The sequence below is a fragment of the Streptomonospora arabica genome (assembly GCF_039531585.1).
GTDB classification, from domain to species: Bacteria; Actinomycetota; Actinomycetes; order Streptosporangiales; family Streptosporangiaceae; genus Streptomonospora; species Streptomonospora halophila.
Genome location: NZ_BAAAQI010000003.1, coordinates 173,520 through 198,505, shown reverse-complemented (window position 1 = coordinate 198,505; position 24,986 = coordinate 173,520). Strand labels below are relative to the sequence as shown.

Below are 24,986 nucleotides of genomic sequence, written 5' to 3'. Positions count from 1 at the left end.
TTCGATGTCGAAGCAAATGGGCGTGCGGAGTGGTGCTCGTCACAATGCTTCGAAGGCGAAGCAACTAGGATGGAGGGATGGCCGATGCCCTGGAACCCGAACAGCTTGAGACGTATTTCGCGCTCATGGAGGCCGTCAGCCTGCTGCAGCATGCCGTCGAGCAGCAGTTGCGGGCGGAAGGCGACCTCAGCTACGTCCAGTTCCAGCTGCTGGCCCGCCTCGCCGGCGCCCCGGAACGGCGGCTGACGATGACCGAGCTGGCCGACGGCGTCGTCTACAGCCGCAGCGGCCTGACCCACCAGGCGGGACTGCTGGAGAAGGCGGGCCTGGTCACGCGCGGGCCCAGCCCCGAGGACCAGCGTTCCACCCTGGTCACGATCACCGAGGACGGCGTCGCCCGGGTCGACAAGGTCCTGCCCGGGCACGTCCGGGTCGCACGCGGCCTGCTGTTCGATCCGCTCTCCGACCGGGACCTGCACGCTCTCGGCGACATCATGGCCCGGGTCCGCGACCACATGCGTGCCCAGCCGCCCCGCTCGGCGGCCTCACGCAGGCGCGCCACCTGAACGCCGCGGTTCCGGCGCCGACCCGGCACGGCCGCGAACGGCCGCGGGCCGCGGCGGGGCCGCTCATCCGAGTGCCCGGCTCCCGGCGGACGCGGTGAGCCGGCGTGCTGTGTGGGGCCGGCGGGATTCGAACCCGCACTGTACAGGTCCTAAACCTGCTGCCTCCTGCCGTTGGGCTACGGCCCCGAAACGGCGGTCTCGCGCGCGGGCGCCCGGGTGCGGGCGGGCGAGTCGGCCGTCTGAGTGAGGGTGGCACCGGCGGAGCCCGAGCGCAAGTGGGTCGGGCCGGACGGCGCCGCGGCCGGGCGGCGCCGTCGCACCCGCCGGAAGGAAGGCGCCCGCCGGGGTGCCCCGGCGCACCGATCGCGGACGCGCGGGCCCCTGTCGGCGCCAGGCGCCCGCGGGGGCCTGAGCGCCGCGGGCGCTCAGGCCAGGCCCAGCTCGCGCTTGACGCGCTCGACGTGGCCGGTGGCCTTCACGTTGTAGAAGGCCTTGGCCACGGTGCCGTCGGGGTCGATGACGAAGGTCGAGCGGATGACGCCCTGGACGACCCTGCCGTAGTTCTTCTTCTCGCCGAAGGCGCCGTAGGCCCGCAGGACCTCCTTGCCCGGGTCGCTCAGCAGCGGGAAGGTCAGGCCCTCCTGCTCGCGGAACTGCGCGAGCTTCTCGGGGGCGTCGGGCGACACGCCCAGGACGGCGACGCCGGCGTCCTCGAACTCGCGCAGGTTGTCGCGGAAGTCGCAGGCCTCAGTGGTGCAGCCGGGCGTCATGGCGGCCGGATAGAAGTACAGCACCACGCGCTTGCCGCCGGAGGCGAGCACCTCGCCGAGGCCGACGTCGGAGCCGTCGGCGGCGGTGAGGGTGAACTCGGGCGCGGGGTCGCCCGGGCGCAGCCGGGCGGTCGACTCGCTGGACTCGCTCACTGGTCTCCTTGCTCCTCTGCTTGGCTGCCTGTTCGCCCGCGTGCTCGGCGGAGAACCGGCCGTGCGGCCGCCGCGGGCCGGCGAAGCCGCCGCGGAGGCGACTCCAGCCTATGGTGTCGTTCCGGGCACGGGGCGCCCCCGGGCACGGGCGTCCGGCACGCGGGCGGCCCTTCCCGACACGGTGCGCGCCGCGGCCCGGGGACCGGAGTCGCCGGTCATCCCCTATGGTGGTCGGCACCTGCGCACTCGGTGGATCCCCCAGGGGCCGCTCCTGCTGCGTAGACTCGTGCGGCACACCCCGGGCCGCGCGGGCTCGGCCGGCGTCCGCCGGGGTGGAGCACATCCGCTTCGCGTGTGGGAGTTCGAACCGACGATGACTGGTTTCACTTTGGACGAGGTCAAGGAGCGCACGCTGCGGGCGCGCGACTCCTGGTGGACGGTGTGGCTGGTCGACCCCATCGCCGTTCCGGCGGTGCGCTTCGTCGCCAACCGCACCTCGATCACGCCCAACCAGCTCACCGTCACCGCTCTGTTCCTCGGTCTGGGCGCGGCCGCCGCGTTCTCCGTCGGGCAGTGGCAGTTCCTGCTGCTGGGCGCGGTCCTGTACTACCTGTGCTTCCTGGTCGACTGCATGGACGGCAAGCTCGCCCGCCTCGCCGACCGGGAGAGCCTGTTCGGCTCCTGGATGGACTACGTCTTCGACCGGTTCCGGGTGCTGGTCTGCGCCATCGCGCTGATGGGCGGGCAGTACGTGCTGACCGGCCAGGTCGGCTTCGTCTGGCTCGCACTGGCCGTGGTCTTCGTCGACATGCTGCGCTACCTCAACGCGCTGCAGGTCTACACGGTGCGCCGGGAGATGCGCTCGCGCCTGGCGGCGGCGCTGGAGCGCGCGCGGGCGACGCTCTCGATGCTGGAGCCCGACGAGGACGCCGGGTCCGGCGCGGACGGCATCGCGTCGAGCCGGGACGGCCGGCCGTTGAGCGACCAGGGCGAGCAGGCGGTGCTGCGCCACGGGATCTCGGTGCTGGAGCACATACTGCAGACCCAGACCGAGAAGGAGAGCCGCTACGACCGCGACGCGGGCAAGCACCCCGATGTGCGCCTGCCCCGCGTCGACCTGCACCGGGAGTTCCACACGCGCTTCCCCTGGTACCAGCGGTTCTGGGACTTCCTGCGGGCGCGGCGCATCCGCACCCACCTGGTGAGCGGGATCGAGTTCCAGGTAGCGGTGTTCGTGATCGCGCCACTCGTGGCGGTGTTCTCCACGTCCGGAATGGCCTGGTTCGTCGTGGCGGCGGGTGTTTCACTGCTCGCTTTCGAGGCGGCCCTGGTCTATAAACTGTGGTTGTCCACGCGGGACTTCTTCCGCGTAGTGGACGGTATCGAAGGCGCCTTGGGCCTCCCGCCCGCCCCTGGCGACGCGGTCACCGGCGCGCAGCCGGGTCCGGCCCCCGGCCCGTCCCAGGCGACGCTGCGATAGCGGAAGGAAGCTCTTCATGGAGGAACGCGAGTCCGCGCCCCTGCCGCGGGACGCCGCGGGTGTGCAGGCCGAGATCGAGCGGCGGCAGCGGAGGCTGTCCGAGGCGCTCGACGGGATCGTCGCCCGCACCAAGCCCGCCAACGTCGCCCGGCGCAGCTGGAAGCGCGTCCGCGGCGCCGGTTCGAACCTCGCCGACGAGGCCCGGGCGCTGGTGGTCGGCGGCCGGGCGGTGCGGCTGGACAGCCACGTCGTGGAGCCGCCCGAGGGCAGTGTCCGCCTGCGCGGCGACGACGAGGTCGTCTCCACCTACACCTCGCGCGGCCGCCTCGCGCCCGAGGTGCTGATCCTGGGCGCGGGAGTGGGTGTGGTCGTGGCGGTCGGCGTGGCCGCGATGGTGCGCCGCCGCCGCAGGGGTTAGGCCGCGGGTTTTCGACGCGTTCCCCCGACTCCGCAACGGCGCTCCGCATCGCGGGGCGCCGTTGCGCGTTCACAGGAACGCACGGCCCTCACCCCGGTAGGTGGGCACGGCGGTGACCTCGGCGGGTTCGGGGCCCTCGACCAGGTGCAGGTGCGAGAACCGCTCGCACAGCTCGCCCGCCTTGGCATGGCGGAACCAGGCCAGGTCGCCGACGGCGAGCGTGTCGGCGGCGGCGCCCAGCAGCGGCGTCTGCACCTCGCCGGCGCCCTCCGCGGGGCTGTACGACAGCCCGGCGGGCAGGTAGGGCTGCGGCAGCCGGCCGGCGTCGGGCGCGCCCGAGGCGAGGTAGCCGCCGCCCAGCACGGTCGCCGCGCCGGGCCCGGGGCGGCGCACCACGGGGAGCGCGAAGAGCGCCGCCGGTCGCCCGGAGAAGCCCGTGTAGTGGTCGAAGAGCCGCGGCTGGTAGAACCCCGATCCCGCTGCGACCTCGGTGACGGCGCGTTCGCGGCGCGTGGTGTGCACGCTGCCGGTGCCGCCGCCGTTGACGAAGCGCAGGTCGGCGACGCCGCGCACGGCGCGCACGACGGCGGCGCGGCGCCGGGCCAGCTCCATGCGGGAGCGGTGCTGCACCCACCGCAGTGTGCGTCCGTACAGGGGGCGGTCGGGCGGTGCGTCGCCCACCCCGGCGATCTGCGCCTCATAGGCCATGATGCCGTCCAGCCGCAGACCGGGGCGGGCCGTGATCGCCCGCGCCAGCGCCGCGGCCTGGGCGGGTGTGCGCACGGGGGAGCGGTGGGCGCCGATCCGCAGCCGGGGGCCGAGCGGCTGCCAGCTGGTGTCGACGTCGATGCAGACCTTGACCGGGTGCGCGGGGTCGGGCCCGGCGGCCTCGATCATGTCCAGGTGCGCGGTGTCGTCCACCATCAGGGTGATGCGCCCCGCCGCCCGCGGGTCGGCGGCCAGCCGTGCGAGGGCGCGGGTGTCGGCGGTGGGGTAGGCGACCAGGATGTCGTCGCTGACGGGGTCGCCGGAGTCCCCGCCGGCCAGCCACAGCGCCTCGGGCAGGGTGAAGGCCATGACACCGGCGAAGCCCGGCCGGGCCAGCGCCTCGCGGAGCAGGTGCCGGCAGCGGATCGACTTGCTGACGACGCGGACGGGCGTGCCCGCCGCTCGCTGCGCGATGCCGGCGGCGTTGGCGCGGAAGGCGGCCATGTCGACGATCGCGAAGGGGGCGCTGAGTTCGCGCGTCGCCTTTTCGTAGTACTCGCGGACGCTCGTCGTACTCGTCATGTGCGGAGCATCCCACAGGAACCCGAAAGCCATTCATGTTCGGGGCGGGAATGCGGGCGCCGCGGGGTGTCCGGTTCCGGCCGGACCGCGCCGCGCCGGGGCCGGCCGGGCCGCCGGGGACGGTCCCCTGCCAACCCCGGCTACTCTGGTGGTCCCGGCTCCACCAGCCCGCCTATCCCGGGAGAACGCCGACCCATGAGCGCCGGTTCGAGCGAACGCGAGTACGTACTGACCCTGTCCTGCCCCGACGCCCGAGGAATCGTGGCGGGGGTGGCCAACCTCCTGGCCGGGCACGGGTGCAACATCACCGAGAGCCAGCAGTACGGCGACTCCTATTCCGGGCGCTTCTTCCTGCGCACGCAGTTCACCGCCGAGGAGGCGGCCCCCGGTGAGGACGCGCTGCGCAGCGCGTTCGCATCGCTGGCCGGCGACTTCGACATGGAGTGGGACCTGCGGCCCCGCGACGTCCGGCCGCGCATGCTGGTGATGGTCTCCAAGTTCGGGCACTGCCTCAACGACCTGCTCTACCGCCGGCGCAGCGGCCTGCTGGAGGCCGACATCGCCGCGGTGGTCTCCAACCATCCCGACCTGGAGTTCCTGGCCCGCTCCTACGACCTGGACTTCCACCACCTGCCGGTGAGCGCGGGCAGCAAGGCCGAGCAGGAGGCCCGGCTGCTGGAGCTCGTCGACGCCTACGACGTCGACCTGGTCGTGCTGGCGCGCTACATGCAGGTCCTCTCCGAGGGGCTGTGCGCGAAGATGTCCGGGCGGATCATCAACATCCACCACTCCTTCCTGCCCAGCTTCAAGGGGGCCCGCCCCTACCACCAGGCGCACGCGCGCGGCGTCAAGCTGATCGGCGCGACCGCCCACTACGTCACCGCGGACCTCGACGAGGGGCCGATCATCGAGCAGGAGGTCGCGCGGGTCGACCATACGCACAGCCCCGAGCAGCTCGCCGCCGTCGGCCGCGACCTGGAGTCGCTGGCGCTGGCCCGCGCCGTCAACTGGCACGCCGAGCGCCGCGTCCTGCTCAACGGCGAGCGCACCGTCGTCTTCCGCTGACGCCGGCAGCGGGCGGCCGCCGCCCGCTGTTCCTCCGCCGTGCGCGCCCGTGTCGCGCCCTCCCCTCGTCTGCGGTCCCGCCGTGCGCCGCGCCCGCATCCGCCGATTCGCGACGCGCTCCAGTGACGCTTCGATCATTGCCGATTACTCTAGGTAACGTTAGAGTGAAAGCCGTTCAGCGGGCGTGTTCATGTGGCGCGGATCACATGAACAGGGGCGTAAGCGGGACATCTCCACGGCGTGTGGACGGCGTGGACCGAACAACAGCGAATGCGCCGCGGCCCGGCCGCAGCGGCGCACCGGACCCCGGCGAGGCGCGGACGCAGCCTCGGCCGGTCGATCCGACCACGGGAGCAGACAATGACCGAAACCACCTCGGAATCCTCGGTGCCGAGCGCGCGGGAGGGTTCTCCGAGCGGCTCCGCGCGCACCGGCGGATCCCGCGACCTGGTCACCGGTAGCGGGCGCACCTCCATCGCCGACAACGTCGTCGCCAAGATCGCGGGTATGGCCGCGCGCGAGGTCGGCGGGGTCTACCGCATGGGCGGCGGCGCGGCGCGGGCCTTCGGCGCGGTCCGCGACCGCGTCACCGGCGGAGCGAACACCGGCAGTGCGGCGCAGGGCGTGGCCGTCGAGGTCGGGGAGCGCCAGGCCGCCGTCGACATCGACCTGGTGGTCGAGTACGGCGTGGCCATTCCCGACCTTGCGGGCGCGGTCCGGCGCAACGTGATCACCGGTGTGGAGCACATGACCGGGCTGGAGGTCACCGAGGTCAACATCGCCATCGACGACATCCACCTGCCCGACGACGACAGCGGCGACGCCGACGACTCCGAGCCGCGGGTCGAGTAGGCGATGGACGCGGACCGCCTCAACAGCCCGCCGGCACCGAACCCCGCCGGGGCGGCGGAGCGCGACCCCGCGGCCCTGGCGCGCCGGATCCGCGCGCGGGTGCAGGCCGTGCCCGGGGTCCGCGGCCTTTCGCCGGGACCTTTCGGCGCCACGGCGACACCCGCGCCCGGCGGCCGCGTCGAGGGGGTCGCGGTGCGCGGTGGCGATGTCGAGGTGGGGGTGGTCGTATCGCTCGGCCGCCCCATCCCCGACACCGCGGCCGGCGTCCACGAGGCCGTGCACGCGGCCGTCCGCGGGGGCGGCGGCCGGGTGCACGTCTCGGTCGAGGACGCGGTCGCGGCCGGGGCCGTGGAGGAGGGCGGTCGTGCAGCGGGTTGACACGGCGCACCCGCCTCCGCCGGCGGGAGCGGGGCCTTGCGGACTCGGGGGTCAGCGGGCTCCGCTCCCGCCCGCCCGCCGCCCTGCGCAGCCGGGCGGTCGGCGGCCGGTCCGCATAGGGGGCCGATCGGCCGTTCCGCCGTGTGCTGCGCACAAGGGCGCGCCGCGCCGCCGCGTCCCGGGGCGGCGCGCCGCCCCGGGACGCGGCGGTGTCTGCGGTCCGTGCCGGCCGCGGGTGACGGGCAGAGCCGGAGCCTCGGCACGGGGGCCGGCGCGCCGGCGGCGGCGCGCCGCCGAGCGGGGCGAACAGGAAGGGAAGGCACATGTGGCCCGTCGTGGGATTGGCCTTCGGTGTGGTGCTGGGACTGGCCGGCGCCTTCGGCGGCTTCGGGGCGTTCGCCCTGGTACTGGTGCTCGGCGCGATCGGGTTCCTGGTCGGCCGGGCGTTCGAGGGGGAGATCGACCTGGCGGAGCTGTTCACCCGCCGGGGATGAGGACGGCCGCCGACCGCCCGGTGCCCAAGAGCGGAACGGGGTGCGGGCTGTGACCGCCGAACCCGCTGCACCCGTCCACCGCTCCGCCTCAAGTGGAGAGCCCGCGCCGGCCGAGGAGCGCGGCCGGACCGTGATCGGCGAGGACGCGGTCGCCGCCATCGCGGCCCGCGCGGCCGCCGAGGTCTCCGGCGTGGCCGGGCCCGGCGGGGGAGTGCGGCGCGGGCGCCGGCGGGTGCGGGCGCGCGTCCGGATCACCGGCAACGGGGGAACCGCCACGCTCCGCCTGCGCATCGCCGTGGCCTACCCGCGGTCGGCCCGCGAGACCTCGCGGCGTGTGCGGGAGCACACCGCCGCCGAGGTCGAGCGGATGACGGGTATGTCGGTGCGCTGCGTCGACATCGAGATCGCGGAACTGGTGCGCGGCCGCGCCGTATGAGGCCGGACGCCCCGGCCCACCGGTGCGCCGACGAGGAAGGGGGGAGAACCCATGACAACCGTGGAGGACGCGCTGAGCCGGCCGGACCCGGCCGCCGCCCGGCGCGCGAGCCGCGTGGCCGTGCACACCTTCCGGCCGCGGCGCTCCTGGCCCGCGCTGATCGTCGGCGCCCTGGTCCTGGGAGTCGCCGCACTCGCCGCGGTCGAGGTCGCCTCGGCCCTTGCGGGCGCGCCCATGCGCACCTCGGTCACCTCGGCCGCCGGCGAGCACGCCGCGACGGCGCGGTGGAGCGACCCCGTCGTGCAGACGGCCTCCGCCGTGGCCGCCGCGACCGGCCTGGTGCTCATCGCGGTGGCGCTGGTACCCGGACGAAGCCGCTTCACCGCGCTGCGCACCGCAGATCCCGAACTGGTGGTGGGGCTGTCGCGCTCGGGGCTCAAGCGCACGCTGGCCGCCGCGGCCCAGGAGGTCGGCGGGGTGCGCGCGGCCCGCGTCTCGGTGGGCCGGCGCCGGGTCAGGGTGCGGGTGCGCACCGATCTCCGCGAGGCGCCCGAGCTGCGCGGCGAGGTCTCCGCGGCGGTGGGCCGCCGGCTGGCGGAGCTGGAGCCCGTCAGCGCGTTCAAGGTGACCGCGAGTGTGCGGCACACGAAGGCGTGAGGGGCGCATGACCGAGACTCCGGCATCCACCGCGCGCAGGACGTCGCGCGGCAACCGGTGCGGGCTCGTCCTGATCGGGGCGGCGCTGGCGGCGGCCGGTGCCCTGGCGCTGGCCGCGGGCAGCGGCCTGCTCGGACGCCGGCTCGCCGACGCCGAAGTGGGCTCCTGGCCCTCGGGCGCGGCCGGGACGCTGCTCTCCTACGGGGTGGTCGCCGTCGCGGTGCCGGCGGCGCTGCTCGCCCTGCGCTGGATGATCGTCCAGGGCCGCAGCGACACCGTGAACCGGCTGGTCGTCGAGGCCGACTCGGGGCGGGGCGCCACCGAGATGTCCGAAGGCGCGGCCCGCGAAGCCTTCGAGGAGGCGGTCGGCGGCTACGACGGCGTGCGCCGTGCGCGGGCGCGGGTGACCGACTCCGCACTCACCCCGCACCTGCGGCTGGACCTCACGCTCGACGACGACGCCGATGTCGCGGACCTGTGGCGGCGGGTGCGCTCCGAGGCGCTGGCCGACCTGCGGACCGCGCTGGACCGGGACGCCCTGCCGACGGTGATCCGCGTGTCGACGACGGCGCCGCCCAAGAACCCGCGGCGCGCACCGGAATAGCCGGTCCGCCTCCGGGACACGGCGCCTCGCAGGCGTCGGCCGCCGGTCGGGCCGGGTGTCCGGCGCGGGGCGGGGCGCCCGCGGCCAGGGGCGCGGCGGCGTCGCGGTGGTCAGCTCAGCAGCTCCGCCAGGACCGCCTCGGTGTCGGAGAGGTCGCCGAGCACGGTCTCGGCGCCTGCCGCGCGCAGGTCCGCTGCCGAGGCGGTACCGGTTGCGACGGCGACGATGCGCGCGCCGCCGAGCTGCGCGGCCCGCACGTCGTTGAGCGTGTCGCCGACCAGCACGGTGGTGTCGGGGGTGAAGGAGGTGCCGGTGGCCCGCTGGACGCGCTCGCGCGCGACGCCCACGAGCTCGGGGCGGTCCCTGCGGTCGTCGCCGTAGCCGCCCAGGGCGGTGTCGACGAGCCCGTCCAGTCCCAGCGCGGCGAGCTTCAGCTCCGCGGTGCGCCGGGTGTTGCCCGTCAGCAGTGACGAGACGATGTCGGGGTGCTCCGCGCAGCGCCGCAGGATCTCCGGGACCCCCGGCAGCACCCGGCCGAAGCGGGCGATCTCGGCGTAGCGTGCCTCGACGCCGGCCTCCTGGGCCGCGGCGAAGCGCCGGAAGGCCTCCTCGGCGGGGTCGACGCCGTTGGCCAGGCAGGTCTCGTCGAACGCCAGCCAGTCGGTGCGCCCGGGGCCGCGGGTGGCGGTGTGCCCGGTCAGCCCGCTGCAGTCGGCGAAGGACGTGGCGAAGATGTCGGCCCCCAGGCGCCCGATGTCGAGCAGAGTCTGGTCGACGTCCCACAGCACAAGTCGCTTGCCCACGCGCGTCCCTTCCCTACCGGCCGGTCGGCCGCGGGCGCCTGCCGGCACCGGCGCCGACCGTACTCGGCGGCCTCCTTGCGCCCGCGGCCGCGTCTCACCTGCCACGGTAGTCCACGCGGCCCCGCGCGGCCCCGCGGGCCCGTGCCGCCGGGCGGGCGGCCCGCCCCGCTGGACACGGACGACCGGTATGAGGATAGGCTTACCTATCGATGCCGGAGAAGTCCGGCGCCGACTGCCGACAACGGCCGACGCGCCGAGTCGCGAAGGGGGTCTGATGCCGGGCAGCCATCCGCTCTCCGGGGTCGTCGACTGGGTCAACGAGCGCGACCTGTACTTCAAGACCGACCTGCTGAGTGCGCGCGACCCCGAGCCCCGAGGCGCCGAGTGGGTGCGGCTGGACCGGGTCCCCGAGCGCGTCCCCGAACTCCTGGACCGCCTCACGGAGGCGTCCTGCCAGGGCCACCGCATCTCCGCGTCGGCCTTCCTCGCCGCCGACCTGGGACGCCAGGTGCTCACCCTGGCGGCCATGTCCGCCTACCTCACGGGCCGCGCGCCGCGCCTGGAGCCCCACCTGCTGTGGGTGCGCCGCATGGAGGGCGGGCGACTGGACCGCCTGGCCCTGCGCCGGTCCGACGCCGCCCTGCTGCCCGGAGACCCCATGGCCGGGCGCCCCGACACGGTGACCGTGGGGTCCGAGCGCGAACTGGACCGCTGGTTCGTCGGCTCCGCCGCCGCCGTCCTCGAACCGGCCGTGCACGCCGTGCGCGCCACGACCCGCTTCGGGCTGCGCCCGCAGTGGAGCATGGTCGCCGACGCCCTGCACGCGGCGCTCCTGCTGGCCTCGGAGGAGGTCGGCGCCGACCAGGCCGCGGCCTGGGAGCGCGCCCGCCGCATGGTGGAGTGCCTCAACCTCGACCGCTCGCGGGTCGCGCCGCGCCAGCGCCCGTTCCCGCTGGCTCTGGCCGGGCGCCCGCAGCACCGGCCCGAGCGGATGTTCATGGTCGCGGGCGGCTGCTGCTTCTACTACCGCTTCTCCGGCCAGCGGTGCGCGACGTGCCCGCTGTCCACCGACGAGGAGCGCGAGCGTTTGCTGCGCGGCCACTTCGAACCCCAGGCCCAGGCGGGGACGGCCGGCGCCTGACCGGGCCCCGATCACGCGGTCCCGGCGCGAGGTGGGCGGGCGGCCTGCGGCGTGCGAGGGCCCCGCCGGATGCGCGGGGCGCGTCCGGCGGGGCCCGATGGCGACGCTGTACGGCGGGTGCCGTCGGCTCAGGTGAAGTTCACGTCGCTGCAGAAGTAGTAGTTCTGGTCCATGTGGGAGGCCTTCCAGATCGTGAAGACCACGTGGCGGCCGGAGTACCCGGAGGTGTTGACCGGGATGTCGATGTTCTGGGTCGGCGCGTAGCTGCCGGTCTCCTTGACCAGGTCGAGGTGCTCCCAGCCCAGCCGCTGGCTGGTGGGGTCGTAGCTGTCCTTGCTGACGTAGATCCGGAAGTAGTCGGCGCCGTGCGAAGCCTGGTCGTAGAACTGGAGGGTGAAGTTGTTGCTGATGTCGGTCGTCTTCCACTCGCCCGGTGTGTCCATCGAGGAGTAGCGGCCGTTCTCAGCGTTGCCGCCGCTGCACAGGGTGCCGCTGGGGACGGCGGCCCGGTGGTTGCCGTTGACGTTGTTCTGGTAGAGGCCGTTCCAGTTCCACATGGCGTTGGGGTTGTCCTGCCATGCTTGCCAGCACATCGGGTCTTCCTGCGCCATGGCCTCGTTCAGGTGGTCGTCGCCCCAGCGCTCGTAGCAGCCGTAGTTGCGGGTGGCCGGGTCGAGGATCGAGCCGTGTGCGAGGGCGCCGTTGGCCAGCGGCAGCATGCACGCCAGAGCGCCTGCCAGGGCGGCGAGGACGGTGAGGACACGCCGAGGGGCGGCGTGAGCAGATGCTTGCATTGCGCGTTCTCCGTAGTTCCGGTGGGGGACATCCGGGTGTTCGGGAGCGCTCCCATACAATTTCTGGATACCCGGCGAAACCAGAGTGAAACACAGGGTTTCCGAATCTGTCGAGATACCCACCGAAAAACGTCGCTCCGGGCGCGCGCCTTCGACGCGCACCCGGAGCGTGTCTGCCGGGCGTACCGCCGCTCAGCGGACCTGGACGAACGCCTCCGGGTCGCGCGGCGGGCGGTCCTTGGGGCGCTCGGCCGCGTGGCCCACGGCCACCGCGCCCATCGGCTGCCAGTCGGGCGGCAGCCCGAGCACCGAGCGCACCACGTCGGGGCAGAACATCGTCGAGGAGACCCACGCCGAGCCCAGCCCCTCCATGGCCAGGCCCACCAGCAGGTTCTGCACCCCGGCCCCCATGGCCACCAGGAACATCGACCGCTCGGCCGCGGCCCTGCGCTCGTCGGGATAGGGGTGGGCGCCGTCGGCGACCAGGCAGGGCACCACCAGGTAGGGCGCGCGGCGCAGCACATCGCCGCGGCGGGTGCGGCGCACGATCTGCTCCTCGCTGAAGCCGTCGCGCACCAGGTCGGCCACCCAGGCTGCGAGCATGTCGTCCAGCAGCCGGGTCCGCGCCTGCGGCGACTCGACCAGGACGAAGCGCCACGGCGTGGTGTGGTGCGGCGCGGGCGCCGTGACCGCGGCGGCCACGGCCCGGCGCACCGCCGCGGGGTCGACCGGGTCGCCGGTGAAGTCGCGGACCGTGCGGCGTGCGGGCACCACGTCGCGCGAGCCGTAGCGGAACATGTCCTCGTCGGCGGGGCGCACCAGCTCGGCGGCGCCCGGGCCGTCCTCGTCGGTGACCAGGTGCCCGAGCCCGCGCACTACCGCAACGGGTACGCCCGCGGCCTTGCCCTTGACCAGCTCGCCGGCACCGGCGACCTCGTCGGCGAGGGCGAGCAGGGTCGACTCCAGCACGTTGCCGTAGGCGTCCTTGCCGCCGCGCAGGTCCCGCAGCGCGCCGATCCCCGCGGCGCCCACGGCGACGTCGGTCTGCCCGACCCGCCAGGGCCGCCCGAAAGTGTCGCTGAGGACCACGGCCGCGCGAACGCCCAGGCGCTCGCGCAGTCCGGCGCGGAGCGCGCGCGCCGAGGCGTCGGGGTCCTCGGGCAGCAGCAGCACGCGCCCCGGCTCGACGTTGGAGGCGTCGACCCCCGCGGCCGCCATCACCAGTCCGGTACGGGTCTGCACGATGCGGGTGGGTCCGCGGCGTGCCACGACGCGCTCGGTCTCGGCGTCGATCGCGGACTCGCGGTCGGTCTCGGCGATGCGCCCCTCGGCCTTGCTGACGATCTTGGACGTCACGACCAGGACGTCGCCGTCGCGCAGGTCGGGCGCCGCCTCGGCGATCAGAGCCGCGAGGTCGTCGCCGGGGCCGACCTGCGGAAGGCCCTTGACGGCGAGGACGCTCAGCTCCCCGGCCGGAGTGTCGTTCATGCCCGCTGCTCCTCCAGCTCCGCCGCGAGGTCGAGGGCAGCCCGGGCGATCGCGGCCGTCGCCTCGGGGTCGCTCATGTAGAGCGGCAGCGAGCGCACGGCGATGCCGTCCACGGCCGCTCCCTCGTCGGCCTCGTCCACCAGCCAGCCGTCCAGCAGCTCGGGGCCGTAGTGCTCGGCCACCGCCCGGGCGCTGGTCTCCACCCCGATCGCCTGCAGGCAGGCGTCGGCCATCCCGCGCACCGGCGCGCCGCCGATGATCGGGGACACGCCCACCACGGTGGCGCGCTCCAGGGCCTCGCGGACACCCGGCACGCTCAGCACCGAGCCGATGCTGACGACCGGGTTGGAGGGCGGCAGCAGGACGGCGTCGGCCTGCTCGATCGCCTCCAGCACGCCGGGCGCGGGAGTGGCGTCCTCGGCGCCCACGCCGACGATCTCGCGGGCGGGCAGGGCGGCGCGGTGCCGGATCCACCACTCCTGGAAGTGGACGGCGCGGCGGCCGCCGGCCTCGTCGTCGAGGACCACGTGGGTCTCGACGCGGTCGTCGGTCATGGGCAGCATGCGCACGCCCGGGCGCCACCGGTCGCACAGCGCCTCGGTGACCGCGGAAAGGGGGTAGCCCGCCGCCATCATCTGCGCGCGGACGATGTGGGTGGCGACGTCCCGGTCGCCCAGGCCGAACCAGGTGGGCTGCATCCCGTAGGCGGCGAGCTCTTCCTTGACGGTGAAGGACTCGTCGGCCCGCCCCCAGCCCTGCTCCTCGTTGATCCCTCCGCCCAGGGTGTACATCACAGTGTCCAGATCCGGACAGATCCGCAGTCCGAACAGGGTGATGTCGTCCCCCGTGTTTCCGATGACCGTGATCGCCGGTTCCTCGCCGACGGGATCGGAACCGACCCCGAGCTCCTTCTTCAGCCCGCGCAGGAAGCGCGCGCCCCCGATACCGCCTGCCGGTACGACTATCCGCATGCGCCCAAGTCTGGCAGGCTGTTCCGGTGTATGTGCCATACTCTCCGCCCCTGCGGGGAGCAGACGACCGAGGCGCACAGCGTCCCGGCCGGGCCGCGGGCGGCGAAGGGCGAGCCCGCGGTGCACGGCGCCCCGAGCCGGGGCGGTGGCCCGAGGGCGGCAGGCACACCCGGCACCACCCCGGGCTCCGGTCCGGGTGCACCGGAGCCCGGGCGCGCAGCTCGCGGTCCGGGTCGCGGCGCGGTGGTTCCGGCGCGACGACACCGTAGGCTCGGGCCCGACCGGCGCGGCGCCCGTCCGCGGTGGCGACCCCCACAATGCAGCGCTCCCCGGCCCGGCGACCCCGCATCGCCGCCGGGCGGACCGAGCGTGACAATCCGTTGAAACGCGAAGCTTCCACCGGCGCGAGTGACGCGGCGGCGAAGCACCGGAGGGGAACCTCTCTTGAACAACGAAGCACTCAACCGCCTGCGGGTGCCCGCTGCCTGGGCGCTGCTCGGTGCGGTGGCCGCACACATGCTCGGCGGCGTCATCTTCATCTTCGGCCACGGAAGCACATACGACGCCACGGCCGCCGCCAACTTCACCAGTGTGGGCACCGAACTGCTGCACGGCCCGCTGCTGGTGGGGCTGCTCGCCGGTGCGGTCGCCCTGGTGGCCACCGCCCCCGTCAAGACGTCGGTGAACTTCCCCGTGGTGCTCACCGCACTGATCATGACCGGCTTCGCCGCCCTGATGGGGCTCGTGGGCATCGTCATGGGCTTCGTCGACGCCAACGAGAGCCGTGAGCTCGCCGACGGCTTCACCTCGCTCCTCGCGGTCGGCGGCCAGCTGGCCGTGACCGCCTTCGCCGGGCTGTTCATGCTGCGGGTGTTCGGCGACCACGAACTGGTCCCGCGCTCGGCTCCCACTCAGCAGGGCATGCCGATGGGCGGTCCCGGATTCCCGTCGCAGACCGGTGCGCAGCAGTCCTTCGCCCCGCAGACCGGCGGCCAGCAGGCGTTCGCCCAGCCCGGCTACCCCACCGGCGGCCAGACCGCCTACCAGCAGCCCCAGCAGCAGGACTGGGCCGGCCAGCAGCCCTACGGCGCCGCACCCGCGCAGCCGGGCGCCTACGACCCCAACCAGCAGCAGACCTACGCGGGCGACCCGTCGACGGCCTACGGCTACGGCGCCCAGCAGCCGGCGGCCCAGCAGCCCTACGGCACCGACCCGGTGGCGGGGCAGGGCTACTCCCCGGACCCGATGGGCCAGCCGGCCTACGGCGCGCAGCAGGTCTACGGCACCGACCCGGCGGCGGGGCAGGCCTACTCCCCGGACCCGGCGGGCCAGCCGGCCTACGGCGCGGGCAGCGGGGGCCAGCAGCCCTACACGCCGACCTGGCAGGGCCAGAGCGCCGCCTACCCCCAGACCGGCGCCGGCCAGGACCCCTACCAGCCCGTCCAGCCCTCCTACGACCCGACCGGCGGGCAGCCCTCCTACGGGCAGACCGGCGGCCAGGCCGCCTACGGCCAGGGCTACCAGCCCGGCTACGACGCCTACGGCCAGCAGCCCTACGGCACGGGGGGCCAGCAGCCCTACGCCACCGGCAGCGGCGGCCAACCCGCCTACGGCACGGGCGGCCAGCCGGCCTACGGTGCCGGCAGCGGCGGCCAGCAGCCCTACGCGGCCGGCGGCCACCCCGGCTACGGCACCGGCACGGGCGAGCAGCAGCCCTACGCCGCGGGCACCGGCGGCCAGTCGGCCTACAGCTCGCCCTACGACCCCGCCCAGTACGCGCCGCAGCCCGGCAGCGAGGGGGAGAAGGCCGCCCAGGACGCAATACAGTACGGCTGGTACCAGCAACCCGCCGAACAGCAGCAGCCCGAGGCGCCGGCCGAGCCGCGACGCGAAACCCCGCTCGAGCCGTTCTTCACCGACGAGACCGCCACCGACCAGACGGCGGCCATCGACCCCGTCTACGGCACGCCCTACGGCCAGCAGGGCGCCGAGGGGACCGAGAACCAGGGGTGGTACCGCGACGACGACCGGCGCTGAGCCCGCGCCCGCCGGCGCATTGCGCCCTCCGCAGCCCCACAATTGCGTGGTAATCCGCTGAAGCCGACCCGGACGGGTAGACGCCCGGCGGTCGTTTGTTACATGATATTCAGGGGATTACCACGCAGCGCGCTTGACGTATAGCGAGTCTCACGCGTGTAATTTCCAGGTGTGATTCCACCCTCCCGGGGGTCGAAAGGGAGGGTACATCTAGGGGGGCAATAGGAGGTGCGCATGAGCGAGGTCATCCCGCTGGCGCACGGTTCAGATGAAGATCTGGGCTGGCAGGAGCGCGCACTGTGCGCGCAGACCGACCCCGAGGCGTTCTTCCCCGAGAAGGGCGGCTCGACGCGCGAGGCGAAGAAGGTCTGCCTGTCTTGCGAGGTGCGGGCGGAGTGTCTGGAATACGCGCTGGAGCACGATGAGCGCTTCGGCATCTGGGGGGGACTCTCCGAACGCGAGCGGCGGCGGCTCAAGAAAGCGGCCGGCCAGGATTTCGATTTCCTCGCCGACATGCTGTGACCGCCTCCGGCATCGCTGACGCGTGCCCTGGGTTTTTGCCCGGGGCGCGCGTTTTTTATCCGCGCTTTACCGGACGAGTGCTAAGGCGCAGTCCGTAGCGGAAGATATCGGCACGTAAGCGCCCGCAGGTGGCGTAAGGTGTTCTGCCGTCAGCAGGCGATCGCGACCCGGTCGCCGCATCCCGACCTCGAACCCCCGAGAGCGAAGCCCAGCCGTGCTACCTCTGGACCCGGCTCGCCACATCGTCACAGCCGTCATCGTCACCCACGACGGCGCACGCTGGCTGCCGGAGACGCTGGAAGCCGTCCGCGAGCAGTCACGGCCGGTACAGCGTGTCATCGGTGTCGACACCGGAAGCCGCGACCGCAGCGGCCGCATCCTCGCCGACTTCATCGCGCCCGACGCCATCACCACACCGGACCGCTCCACCGGCTTCGGTGACGCCGTGCGCGCCGCCCTCGACCTGCCGCGCGCCCGCGCGGAGTTCCCCGGGGCCGCCCCCGACGCCACCGAATGGGTCTGGCTGGTCCACGACGACTGCACGCCCGACCCCGATGCGCTGCAGCACCTGCTGCTGGCCGCCAACGACGACCCCCGCGCCGCCGTGCTCGGGCCCAAGCTGCGCGACTGGTTCGACCGCCGCCTTCTCGTGGAGGCCGGGGTGACCATCGACGGCGCCGGGCGCCGCGAGACCGGGCTGGAGGCGCGCGAGTTCGACCACGGCCAGCACGACGGCACACGCGCGGTCCTGGCCGTCTCCAGCGCGGGCATGCTCGTCCGCCGCGACGTGTGGGACCAGCTCGACGGATTCGACCGCACCCTGCCCGTCTTCCGCGACGACATCGACTTCTGCTGGCGCGCCGGCAGCGCGGGCCACCGCGTCCTGATCGTCACCGACGCGGTCGCCTACCACGCCGAAGCCGCCGCGCGCCGCCGCAGGCGCATCAGCGCGGCCGCCGACCACCCCCGCCGCCTGGACCGCCGCAACGCGATCTTTGTGCTGCTGGCCAACCTGCCCCTGGGGGGCATGCTCGCCGCGTTCGTGCGCAACACCTTCGCGTCGCTGCTGCGGGTGCTGATGTACATCGCGGCCAAGCAGCCGGCCAACGCGTTCGACGAGGCCGTGGCCATCAGCGCCGTGTACCTGATGCCCTTCCGGCTCCTGCGCGCCCGCGTGCGGCGCCGCCGCAACCGCAAGCGCACCTACAGCGCCATCCGCCCGTTCCTCGCCCGCGGCGTGGCGCTGCGGCAGTTCACCGACGCGGTGTCGAACCTGGTCGCAGGAACGCCGGGCCTGGACAGCCCCGGCCGCCACCAGGCGGTCACCGCGCCGCCGCGCGACGACGAGGACCCGCTCGACGACGACCACAGCATTCTGATGCGCGCCCTGCGCAGCCCCGGTGTGCTGCTGGTGGCCACCCTCGCCGTGGTCACCCTGGTCGCCGAGCGCTCGCTGCTGTTCGGAGCCGAGCTGTCGGGCGGCGCGCTGCCGCCCGTCACCGGCGGAGCCGCCGACCTGTGGAGCCTCTACCTCACCGGCCGGCCCGGGGTAGGGGCGGGCGCGGGCGCCCCGGCGCCGCCGTACGTCGGGGTGCTGGCGCTGCTGTCGACGCTGCTGCTGGGCAAGCCGTGGCTGGCGGTCAGCGTCATCCTGCTGGGCTGCGTGCCGCTCGCCGGGTTCACCGCCTACCTGCTCGCGCGGCGCGTGCTCGACTACCGCCCGGCTCAGGTGTGGATGGCCGGCTCCTATGCCCTGCTCCCCATGGCCACCGGAGCGGTGGCCCAGGGGCGGCTGGGCACGGCGGTGGTGCACGCGCTGCTGCCCGTGCTCGGCATCCTGCTCACCCGGCTGCTCACACTGCCGCCGCGCCAGTCGCGCCGCACGGCCTGGGCGCTGGCCCTGTTCATCGCCGTCGGCACCGCCTTCGTGCCGCTGCTGTGGCTCCTGGCGCTGGTCACCGGGGTGCTGGTGGCGGTCGCCTTCGGCCACCTGGGCCGCCGCCTCCACGCCAGCCTCGCCATCGCGCTGTGCGTGCCGCTGGTCCTACTGCTGCCCTGGTCCCTTGAGCTGTTCCTGCACCCCTCCCTGTGGCTGCTGGAGGCGGGGCTGCACCGGCCGGAGCTCTCCTCGCCGCCTCCCAGCGCCGAGCAGCTGCTCATGCTCTCGCCCGGCGGGCCCGGCAGCCCGCCGGTGTGGGTCACCGCCGGCTTCCTCGCCGCCGCCCTGTTCGCGCTGCTGCTCCTGCGGTACCGCATGCAGATCGCCGTGGGCTGGAGCGTCGCGCTGTTCGGCATCCTCGTCGCGATCGTCATCAGCCGCGTGCCCGTCGAGCCCTGGTACGGCGGCCCGAGCGCACCCGCCTGGCCCGGCGTCGCGCTGGCCTTCGCCGCGACCGCGATGCTGCTGTCGGCGGCCACCACCGCCCGCTCCTTCGGCGTGATGTGGTCGATGGGCGGTCCGCGCCGCGCCTTCGTCGCCGGCGCCGCCGCCCTGGCCCTGACCACGCCCGTGTGCGCCGCCGGAGTGTGGATGTGGAACGGCGCCCAGGGGCCGCTGACCGGCCAGGGCGGTCCCGAGATCCCCGGCATGCTCACGGCCATCAGCTCCGACGCCCGCGGCGCCCGCACCCTCGTGGTCTCGCCCGAGTCCGAGGGGCCGGTGCGCTACGCCGTCCTGCGCGGGCGCGAGCCCCGCATCGGCGAGGGGCAGATCCCCGCGGCCGAAGGCGTCCGCGACGCCCTGGACGAAACCGCGGCCGGCCTGATCGCCGGGCAGGGCGGCGACCAGGCCGGCGAGCTGGCCCGGTTGGGCATCGGGTACGTCCTCATGCCGCGCCCGCCGGCGTCGGACGGCGCCTCCACCACCCCCGTCGACACGCTCGACGGGGTGCCCGGCGTGTCCCGGGTCCTGCTGACCGATCGGTTCGGCCTGTGGCGCCTGGACGAGCCCACCGGGCGGCTGCGGGTCACCGGCGACGGCGAGCCCGCCGTGCTCCAGCGGCGCGGCGAGGGGGCCTACCGGGTCCCCTCCGGCTCCGGCGGGCGCACCCTGGTCCTCGCCGAGCCCGCCGGGACGGGCTGGAGCGCCACCCTCGACGGCGAGGCGCTGACGGCCGGCGCCGACCGCAGGGGACTGACGACCTTCGCGCTGCCCGCCGACAGCGGACGGCTCCGCCTGGACAAGGACGACCCGCTGCGCAGGACGTGGCTGGCCGCCCAGGGCGCTCTGCTGGTCCTGGTGGCCGTCTTCGCGCTGCCCGGTGTGCGCACCGAGGAGGACCTGCGCGAGGAGGAGTCCCAGCCGGCGCCCCGGCCGCGCCGGCCGGCCCTGGCCGGGCTGCGCGGCTCCACCGGCACCCGCGGGGCCACTCGCGGCCACCGGGCCCGCGGGACGCGCCGCGCCGGCGGGCGGGGCGCGGAGAACACGGGCGGCGCCGACAGCGCCGGAAGCGAGGGGAGCGACCGGTGAGGCTGATCGTCGAGAACCGCTTCGCGCTGCTGGGGCTGGTGCTGATCGCGCTGACCGCGCTGTTCGGCGTGGCCGTCGCCACCCGCTCGGTCGGCGCCGCCCCCGGGGGCGCGGAGTCCCCGGACACCGCGCCTGTGCAGTCGTCGATGCGGATGTGCCCCCCTCCGCAGGGCGACGACCGCGCCTCGCAGGCGGCGGCGTTCGCGGTCGGCCCCGACGAGGGCGGCAGAGGCGGTCGGCTTTCGGCCGTCGAGAACTCCGCGGACGCGCCCGAGGTGGGCGAGCCGGCCGAGGCCGGACAGCTGTGGAGCGCCGACACCGGCGGCTCCGACCGGCACACCGTCGTCTCGGCTCGGGGCGCCGCCGCAGCCGGCCTGGAGGTCGCCCAGACCACCGTCGGAGAGGACGGCGCCTATGCCACCGAGGTGCGCTGCGCCGAGCCGGGCATCAGCACCTGGTTCGCCGCACCGGGGGGCACGGCGCTGGAGGAGCTGCGCCTGCTGCTGGCCAACCCCGACGGCGACCAGGCGACCGCCAACGTCGACGTCTACATCGCGGACGGCCCCGTCTACTCGGAGGAGACCCGCGGCATCGCCGTCGAGCCGCACGGCGGCACCGAGGTGCAGCTGACCGACCTGGTCCAGGGCAGCCGGACCGCCGTGGTGCACGTGCGTACGAACTCCGGGCGGGTCGCGGCCTCGCTCTTCGCCGACCGCGGCGGCAGCGGGCAGGACTGGGTTCCGCCCACGGCCGAGCCCGCCCGGACCCACGTCATCCCGGCCGTCCCGCCGGGCGGCGGCACCAAGCACCTGCTCGTCGCCGCCCCCGGTGACCGCGCCGTCACCGCCCAGGTGCGCCTGTACACCGACGACGGGCGGGTCGAGCACAAGAGCCTCGCCGACCTGAGCGTCCCGCCGGCCGCGGGCGCCTTCCTCAGCCTGGAGGGCCTGATGGGCGACAAGGCGGCCGCCGCCGTGGTGGAGGCCGACGGCCCGGTCGTGGCGGGCGTGGCGACCACGCGCGACGACGGCGACGACACCGCCTACTCGGCCGCCGCCGAACCGCTGCAGGGCCCGCTCGACGGCAGGGCGGTGGTGCCCGCCAACCCCGAGGGGACCGCCTCGCGCCTGGTCTTCACCGCGCTGGAGCGGCCTGCCACGGCTGTCGTGACGCCGGTCGCCGAGGACGGCTCCGCCGACGGCGAGGCGGTCCGCACGGAAATCGGTGCCGACCGCACCGCCACGGCCGAGCTGCCCGCACCCGACGGCGCCCACGCCTTCATCGTGCGGATCCAGGGGGACGCTCCCGTCTACGCCGGCCGGGTGCTCACCCAGGAGAGCGGCGGCGAGACCGCGACCTCCGTCCAGCCCCTGGTGCCGGCGCCCGCCGAGGTGGCCCTGCCCGCGGTGGAGGACTCCCTCACGGCGCTCGTGGAGTAGCCGGCCGGCGCCGGTCCACTCCGGTTCGCGGACTTCGGCCCCGGCCGCGGCCGGGGCCGGACACCGGGGGGACATGCGGGCGGCGCGGTGCCATCATTGCTCCGCGGGACGGGGCGCGCGGGCGCCGGGGGGGCGGGCCCGCGGGTCCGAGGGAGCCCCATGCACTACAACGGCTACGAGCAGGCGGGCCAGGCGCGGGAACGCTACGCCGGCACCTACGACAGCGCCTTCGCGGCGGCGCGCTGGCTGCGCGGACGCTACGCCGAGTACCAGCGGGGCGTCGCCAGCCAGTCGGTCCCGGTGGTCCGCGAGTGGTTCGCCGAGCTGCGGCTGGGCAACGGCGAGCCGGTCACCTGGGAGTGCCGCACGTCCGACGGGCGTTGGGTGGCGCTGTCCGTCGTGCCCGACACCCGCCCCTGAGAGCGCCCGGCCGGCGCGCCGGTCAGGTCTCGGGGTCGACGGTCTCCGGCTCCAGCCCGAGCAGGTTGGCGACCTCCTCGACCACGCTGTCGTAGACGAGCAGGGCCATCTCCTCGGGCTCGCGCGTGCGGATCTCGACCGGCCTGCGGTAGACGATGATGCGCGCCTGCCCGTTCTTGGCGGCCTCCAGCCGCGAGAAGGGGATGCCGTCCTCGGCCGTGACCCCGCGGGGCACCCGGGGGACGTCCTCGACCAGGAACTCCACGTTGGCGAGCTCTCGCGCCCAGTGGCGCTCCAACCGCTCCACGGCATCGAGGACCAGATCGTCGAAGACATGGGCCCGGCTGCGGCTCATGGGGAGCTCAGGCGGCGCCAGGGGTCCGCGGACCCCTCGCCCGCGCCGGTCTCGACGTCGTACTCGGTCGGCTTGAGCCCTATCAAGGTGCACTCGTCGCACGGTTCGAGAGTATGCCATCCGCCGCCCGGATGCAGCCCCCGCGGGCCGACACACGCGCGGTTCCCCGGCTTCCCGGAAGGCCGGGCACAGCGGGGCGATGCTGGCGTGCGGCGTCGGAAGGGCATAAAGTCGGTCCTCGTGAGCGTCGTACGACGCTGCTCGCGCACCGCGTGCCGGCAGCCCGCAGTCTTCACGCTCACTTATGTTTACGCCGATTCCACGGCCGTGCTCGGTCCCCTCGCCGCCTACGCCGAGCCGCACTGCTACGACCTGTGCGCCATGCACGCCGAGCGGCTCACGGCGCCCCGCGGCTGGGAGGTCGTGCGGCTGCCGGCCGAGTCCTCCGGCGCCGGCCCCGGCAGCGACGACCTGGAGGCGCTCGCCGACGCCGTGCGCGAGGCCGCCCGCCCGCCGGCCGCCGACAGCCCCGTCGGCCAGGGCGTCGAGACCAACAGACGCGGCCACCTCCGGGTGGTCAAGTCCGAGTCCCACCAGCACGAGCCCCCCTCGTCGCAGCACTCCGCGCGGCCCGGCCGCGACGCCTGACCCCCGCGGCACCGCCCGCGCCCGCACCCCCCGCCCCCTTGGTAACTTGGGAGCGACGTGGACGGCGCCCGCCCGCGGCCGCGACGGCGGCGCGGCGGAGACCGAAAGCCCCGATCACTACCGAATCCGGAGCAGCGTGTGGGTGACCTAGGCGACATCTTCAAGGCCTACGACGTGCGGGGCGTCTTCCCCGACACCCTCGACGCCGCCACGGCGCGCGCGATCGGCGCGGCGTTCGCCCGCACGGTCGGCGGTCCGTCGGCGGTGGTGGCCTACGACATGCGGCCCTCCTCGCCCGAACTGGCCGCCGCCTTCGCCGAAGGCGTGACGGGCCAGGGCGTCGACGTGGTCATGGCCGGGCTGGGCTCGACCGACATGCTCTACTTCGCGGCCGGGCGGCTCGACATGCCCGGCGCCATGTTCACCGCCAGCCACAACCCCGCCAGGTACAACGGCATCAAGATGTGCCGGGCCGGTGCCTCCCCGGTCGGCTCCGAGAGCGGGCTGGCCGAGATCCGCGCCCTGGCCGAGCGGGGCGTGCCCGAGGCCGAGGGCCCCCGCGGCTCCGTCACCGAGCGCGACCTGCTCACCGACTACGCCCGCTACCTGCGCTCCCTGGTCGACCTGTCCGGCAGCAGGCCGCTGCGGGCCGTCGTCGACGCGGGCAACGGCATGGGCGGCTACACCGTGCCCGCCGTGCTGGGCACCGAGCGCCTGGGCGAGCTGCCGCTGGCGATCGACCCGCTGTACTTCGAGCTGGACGGCACCTTCCCCAACCACCCCGCCAACCCGCTCGACTACGACAACCTCGTCGACCTGCAGGCCCGGGTGCGCGAGACCGGCGCGGACATCGGGCTGGCCTTCGACGGCGACGCCGACCGGTGCTTCGTGGTGGACGAGCGCGGCGAGCCCGTGCCGCCGTCGGCCATCACCGCGCTGGTCGCGGTGCAGGAGCTGGCCAAGGAGCCCGGCTCGTCGGTCATCCACAACCTGATCACCTCCCAGTCGGTGCCCGAGATCGTGCGCGAGCACGGCGGCGAGCCGGTGCGCACCCGGGTGGGCCACTCCTTCATCAAGGCGACGATGGCCGAGACCGGGGCGATCTTCGGCGGCGAGCACTCCGCCCACTACTACTTCCGCGACTTCTGGCGAGCCGACACCGGTATGCTCGCGGCGATGCACGTGCTGCGTGTGCTCGGCTCCGACCCCCGCCCGCTCTCGGAGATCACCGCCGAGTACACCCGCTACGCGGCCTCGGGCGAGGTCAACTCCGAGGTCGCCGACCAGCAGGGGCGCATGGAGGCCGTGGAGCGGGCCTACGCCGGTGCCGCGGAGGTCGACCACCTCGACGGCCTGTCGGTCACCCTGGCCGACGGCTCCTGGTTCAACCTGCGCGCATCCAACACCGAGCCGCTGCTGCGGCTTAACGTCGAGGCCGCCGACTCCGCGGCGATGGCGAAGCTGCGCGACGACGTGCTCGCCATCGTGCGCGCCTGAGCCGGCGCCCGGCGCACCACGACCACCTGACGGGAAGACGGCGATGACCGCGAAGATCGACGACTGGCTGCTGGAGATCCTGGCCTGCCCCAAGAGCAAGGCGCCGCTGCGGCTCGACGAGGAGGCCGGCGAACTGGTCTGCGACGAGAGCGGCCTGGCCTACCCCATCCGCGACGGCATCCCGGTGCTGCTGGTCGACGAGGCCCGCGCCATCGGCTGAGGCCCCGCCCCGCCTCCGC

General features: G+C 74.6%; 26 protein-coding genes and 1 tRNA gene. 19 read left to right on the top strand and 8 right to left on the bottom strand.

The features are described from left to right. Nucleotides 1-77: 77 nt before the first annotated feature. On the top strand, nt 78-566 hold the full coding sequence (locus ABD284_RS07010) for a MarR family winged helix-turn-helix transcriptional regulator (RefSeq protein ID WP_344141694.1): 489 nt from the start codon (nt 78-80) through the stop codon (nt 564-566). Between the two features lie 112 nt (nt 567-678). Here the strand turns inward: ABD284_RS07010 and ABD284_RS07005 are convergent. Beyond that, a tRNA-Leu gene (locus tag ABD284_RS07005) sits at nt 679-752 on the bottom strand. Nucleotides 753-991: 239 nt separating this feature from the next. Continuing rightward, nucleotides 992-1,489, bottom strand: coding sequence for a thioredoxin-dependent thiol peroxidase (gene bcp, locus ABD284_RS07000; RefSeq protein WP_344141693.1), 498 nt, complete (start codon nt 1,487-1,489; stop codon nt 992-994). 373 nt (nt 1,490-1,862) lie between these two features. On the opposite strand from bcp, the gene ABD284_RS06995 reads away from it, so the two are divergent. Together ABD284_RS06995 and ABD284_RS06990 are read left to right on the top strand one after the other, a co-directional pair. Beyond that, nucleotides 1,863-2,969, top strand: a complete 1,107-nt coding sequence (locus ABD284_RS06995; protein WP_344141692.1) for a CDP-alcohol phosphatidyltransferase family protein — start codon at nt 1,863-1,865, stop codon at nt 2,967-2,969. A gap of 16 nt (nt 2,970-2,985) precedes the next feature. Beyond that, nucleotides 2,986-3,387, top strand: a complete 402-nt coding sequence (locus tag ABD284_RS06990) for a DUF3618 domain-containing protein (RefSeq protein WP_344141690.1) — start codon at nt 2,986-2,988, stop codon at nt 3,385-3,387. Between the two features lie 69 nt (nt 3,388-3,456). Here the strand turns inward: ABD284_RS06990 and ABD284_RS06985 are convergent, their stop codons facing one another. Then, the gene (locus ABD284_RS06985; RefSeq protein ID WP_344141688.1) at nt 3,457-4,677 is read right to left on the bottom strand and encodes an alanine racemase; all 1,221 of its coding nucleotides are present in this window, start codon (nt 4,675-4,677) and stop codon (nt 3,457-3,459) included. Nucleotides 4,678-4,872: 195 nt separating this feature from the next. Here ABD284_RS06985 and purU point away from each other — a divergent pair, with 195 nt between their 5' ends. The 7 genes from purU to ABD284_RS06950 all read left to right on the top strand — a co-directional run bounded on the left by purU (nt 4,873) and on the right by ABD284_RS06950 (nt 9,163). Continuing rightward, nucleotides 4,873-5,742: a formyltetrahydrofolate deformylase gene (gene purU / locus ABD284_RS06980; protein WP_344141687.1), complete on the top strand. Its 870-nt coding sequence runs from the start codon at nt 4,873-4,875 to the stop codon at nt 5,740-5,742. Between the two features lie 360 nt (nt 5,743-6,102). Then, nucleotides 6,103-6,594 carry an Asp23/Gls24 family envelope stress response protein gene (locus tag ABD284_RS06975; protein ID WP_344141686.1) on the top strand — a complete coding sequence of 164 codons (492 nt, stop codon included), beginning with the start codon at nt 6,103-6,105 and terminating at the stop codon, nt 6,592-6,594. Between the two features lie 3 nt (nt 6,595-6,597). Next, a complete protein-coding gene (locus ABD284_RS06970) occupies nt 6,598-6,972 on the top strand; it encodes a hypothetical protein (protein ID WP_344141685.1) in 375 nt (124 codons plus the stop codon). A 323-nt stretch (nt 6,973-7,295) separates the two neighbouring features. Next, nucleotides 7,296-7,466 (top strand): hypothetical protein, encoded by a 171-nt coding sequence (locus tag ABD284_RS06965; protein WP_344141684.1) that lies wholly within the window; start codon nt 7,296-7,298, stop codon nt 7,464-7,466. A gap of 49 nt (nt 7,467-7,515) precedes the next feature. Next, nucleotides 7,516-7,902, top strand: coding sequence for an Asp23/Gls24 family envelope stress response protein (locus ABD284_RS06960; protein ID WP_344141683.1), 387 nt, complete (start codon nt 7,516-7,518; stop codon nt 7,900-7,902). Nucleotides 7,903-7,953: 51 nt separating this feature from the next. Further along, nucleotides 7,954-8,559 (top strand): DUF6286 domain-containing protein, encoded by a 606-nt coding sequence (locus ABD284_RS06955; RefSeq protein WP_344141682.1) that lies wholly within the window; start codon nt 7,954-7,956, stop codon nt 8,557-8,559. Nucleotides 8,560-8,566: 7 nt separating this feature from the next. Beyond that, nucleotides 8,567-9,163, top strand: a complete 597-nt coding sequence (locus tag ABD284_RS06950) for an alkaline shock response membrane anchor protein AmaP (RefSeq protein ID WP_344141681.1) — start codon at nt 8,567-8,569, stop codon at nt 9,161-9,163. A gap of 110 nt (nt 9,164-9,273) precedes the next feature. Here the strand turns inward: ABD284_RS06950 and ABD284_RS06945 are convergent, their stop codons facing one another. Next, the gene (locus ABD284_RS06945; protein WP_344141680.1) at nt 9,274-9,966 is read right to left on the bottom strand and encodes an HAD family hydrolase; all 693 of its coding nucleotides are present in this window, start codon (nt 9,964-9,966) and stop codon (nt 9,274-9,276) included. 274 nt (nt 9,967-10,240) lie between these two features. Here ABD284_RS06945 and ABD284_RS06940 point away from each other — a divergent pair, with 274 nt between their 5' ends. Continuing rightward, nucleotides 10,241-11,107 carry a hypothetical protein gene (locus ABD284_RS06940; protein WP_344141679.1) on the top strand — a complete coding sequence of 289 codons (867 nt, stop codon included), beginning with the start codon at nt 10,241-10,243 and terminating at the stop codon, nt 11,105-11,107. A 128-nt stretch (nt 11,108-11,235) separates the two neighbouring features. On the opposite strand, the gene ABD284_RS06935 is transcribed toward ABD284_RS06940, so the two are convergent. The 3 genes from ABD284_RS06935 to cofD all read right to left on the bottom strand — a co-directional run bounded on the left by ABD284_RS06935 (nt 11,236) and on the right by cofD (nt 14,360). Continuing rightward, entirely contained in the window at nt 11,236-11,901 is a 666-nt protein-coding gene (locus ABD284_RS06935) for a lytic polysaccharide monooxygenase auxiliary activity family 9 protein (protein WP_344141677.1), read from the bottom strand. 192 nt (nt 11,902-12,093) lie between these two features. Next, complete coding sequence (locus tag ABD284_RS06930; RefSeq protein WP_344141675.1) at nt 12,094-13,389, bottom strand: coenzyme F420-0:L-glutamate ligase; 1,296 nt, start codon at nt 13,387-13,389, stop codon at nt 12,094-12,096. After that, a complete protein-coding gene (gene cofD / locus ABD284_RS06925) occupies nt 13,386-14,360 on the bottom strand; it encodes a 2-phospho-L-lactate transferase (RefSeq protein ID WP_344141674.1) in 975 nt (324 codons plus the stop codon). The genes ABD284_RS06930 and cofD overlap by 4 nt, the downstream gene beginning before the upstream one ends. Nucleotides 14,361-14,804: 444 nt before the next feature. Here cofD and ABD284_RS06920 point away from each other — a divergent pair, with 444 nt between their 5' ends. The 5 genes from ABD284_RS06920 to ABD284_RS06900 all read left to right on the top strand — a co-directional run bounded on the left by ABD284_RS06920 (nt 14,805) and on the right by ABD284_RS06900 (nt 22,247). Then, nucleotides 14,805-16,397, top strand: a complete 1,593-nt coding sequence (locus tag ABD284_RS06920) for a hypothetical protein (protein ID WP_344141673.1) — start codon at nt 14,805-14,807, stop codon at nt 16,395-16,397. 234 nt (nt 16,398-16,631) lie between these two features. Further along, nucleotides 16,632-16,919, top strand: coding sequence for a WhiB family transcriptional regulator (locus tag ABD284_RS06915; protein ID WP_311544036.1), 288 nt, complete (start codon nt 16,632-16,634; stop codon nt 16,917-16,919). 214 nt (nt 16,920-17,133) lie between these two features. Further along, nucleotides 17,134-20,388 carry a glycosyltransferase gene (locus ABD284_RS06910; RefSeq protein WP_344141672.1) on the top strand — a complete coding sequence of 1,085 codons (3,255 nt, stop codon included), beginning with the start codon at nt 17,134-17,136 and terminating at the stop codon, nt 20,386-20,388. Next, complete coding sequence (locus tag ABD284_RS06905) at nt 20,385-21,827, top strand: DUF5719 family protein (protein ID WP_344141670.1); 1,443 nt, start codon at nt 20,385-20,387, stop codon at nt 21,825-21,827. The genes ABD284_RS06910 and ABD284_RS06905 overlap by 4 nt, the downstream gene beginning before the upstream one ends. A gap of 159 nt (nt 21,828-21,986) precedes the next feature. After that, nucleotides 21,987-22,247, top strand: a complete 261-nt coding sequence (locus ABD284_RS06900) for a hypothetical protein (protein WP_344141669.1) — start codon at nt 21,987-21,989, stop codon at nt 22,245-22,247. 22 nt (nt 22,248-22,269) lie between these two features. Here the strand turns inward: ABD284_RS06900 and ABD284_RS06895 are convergent, their stop codons facing one another. After that, nucleotides 22,270-22,722, bottom strand: a complete 453-nt coding sequence (locus tag ABD284_RS06895) for a metallopeptidase family protein (RefSeq protein ID WP_344141668.1) — start codon at nt 22,720-22,722, stop codon at nt 22,270-22,272. A 120-nt stretch (nt 22,723-22,842) separates the two neighbouring features. Here ABD284_RS06895 and ABD284_RS06890 point away from each other — a divergent pair, with 120 nt between their 5' ends. The 3 genes from ABD284_RS06890 (at nt 22,843) to ABD284_RS06880 (ending at nt 24,967) form a co-directional block, all read left to right on the top strand. Continuing rightward, nucleotides 22,843-23,250, top strand: coding sequence for a DUF3499 domain-containing protein (locus tag ABD284_RS06890; RefSeq protein WP_344141667.1), 408 nt, complete (start codon nt 22,843-22,845; stop codon nt 23,248-23,250). 138 nt (nt 23,251-23,388) lie between these two features. Next, nucleotides 23,389-24,747, top strand: coding sequence for a phosphomannomutase/phosphoglucomutase (locus tag ABD284_RS06885; protein WP_344141665.1), 1,359 nt, complete (start codon nt 23,389-23,391; stop codon nt 24,745-24,747). A gap of 43 nt (nt 24,748-24,790) precedes the next feature. Beyond that, a complete protein-coding gene (locus ABD284_RS06880) occupies nt 24,791-24,967 on the top strand; it encodes a Trm112 family protein (protein ID WP_155998242.1) in 177 nt (58 codons plus the stop codon). The last annotated feature ends 19 nt before the right edge of the window (nt 24,968-24,986 follow it).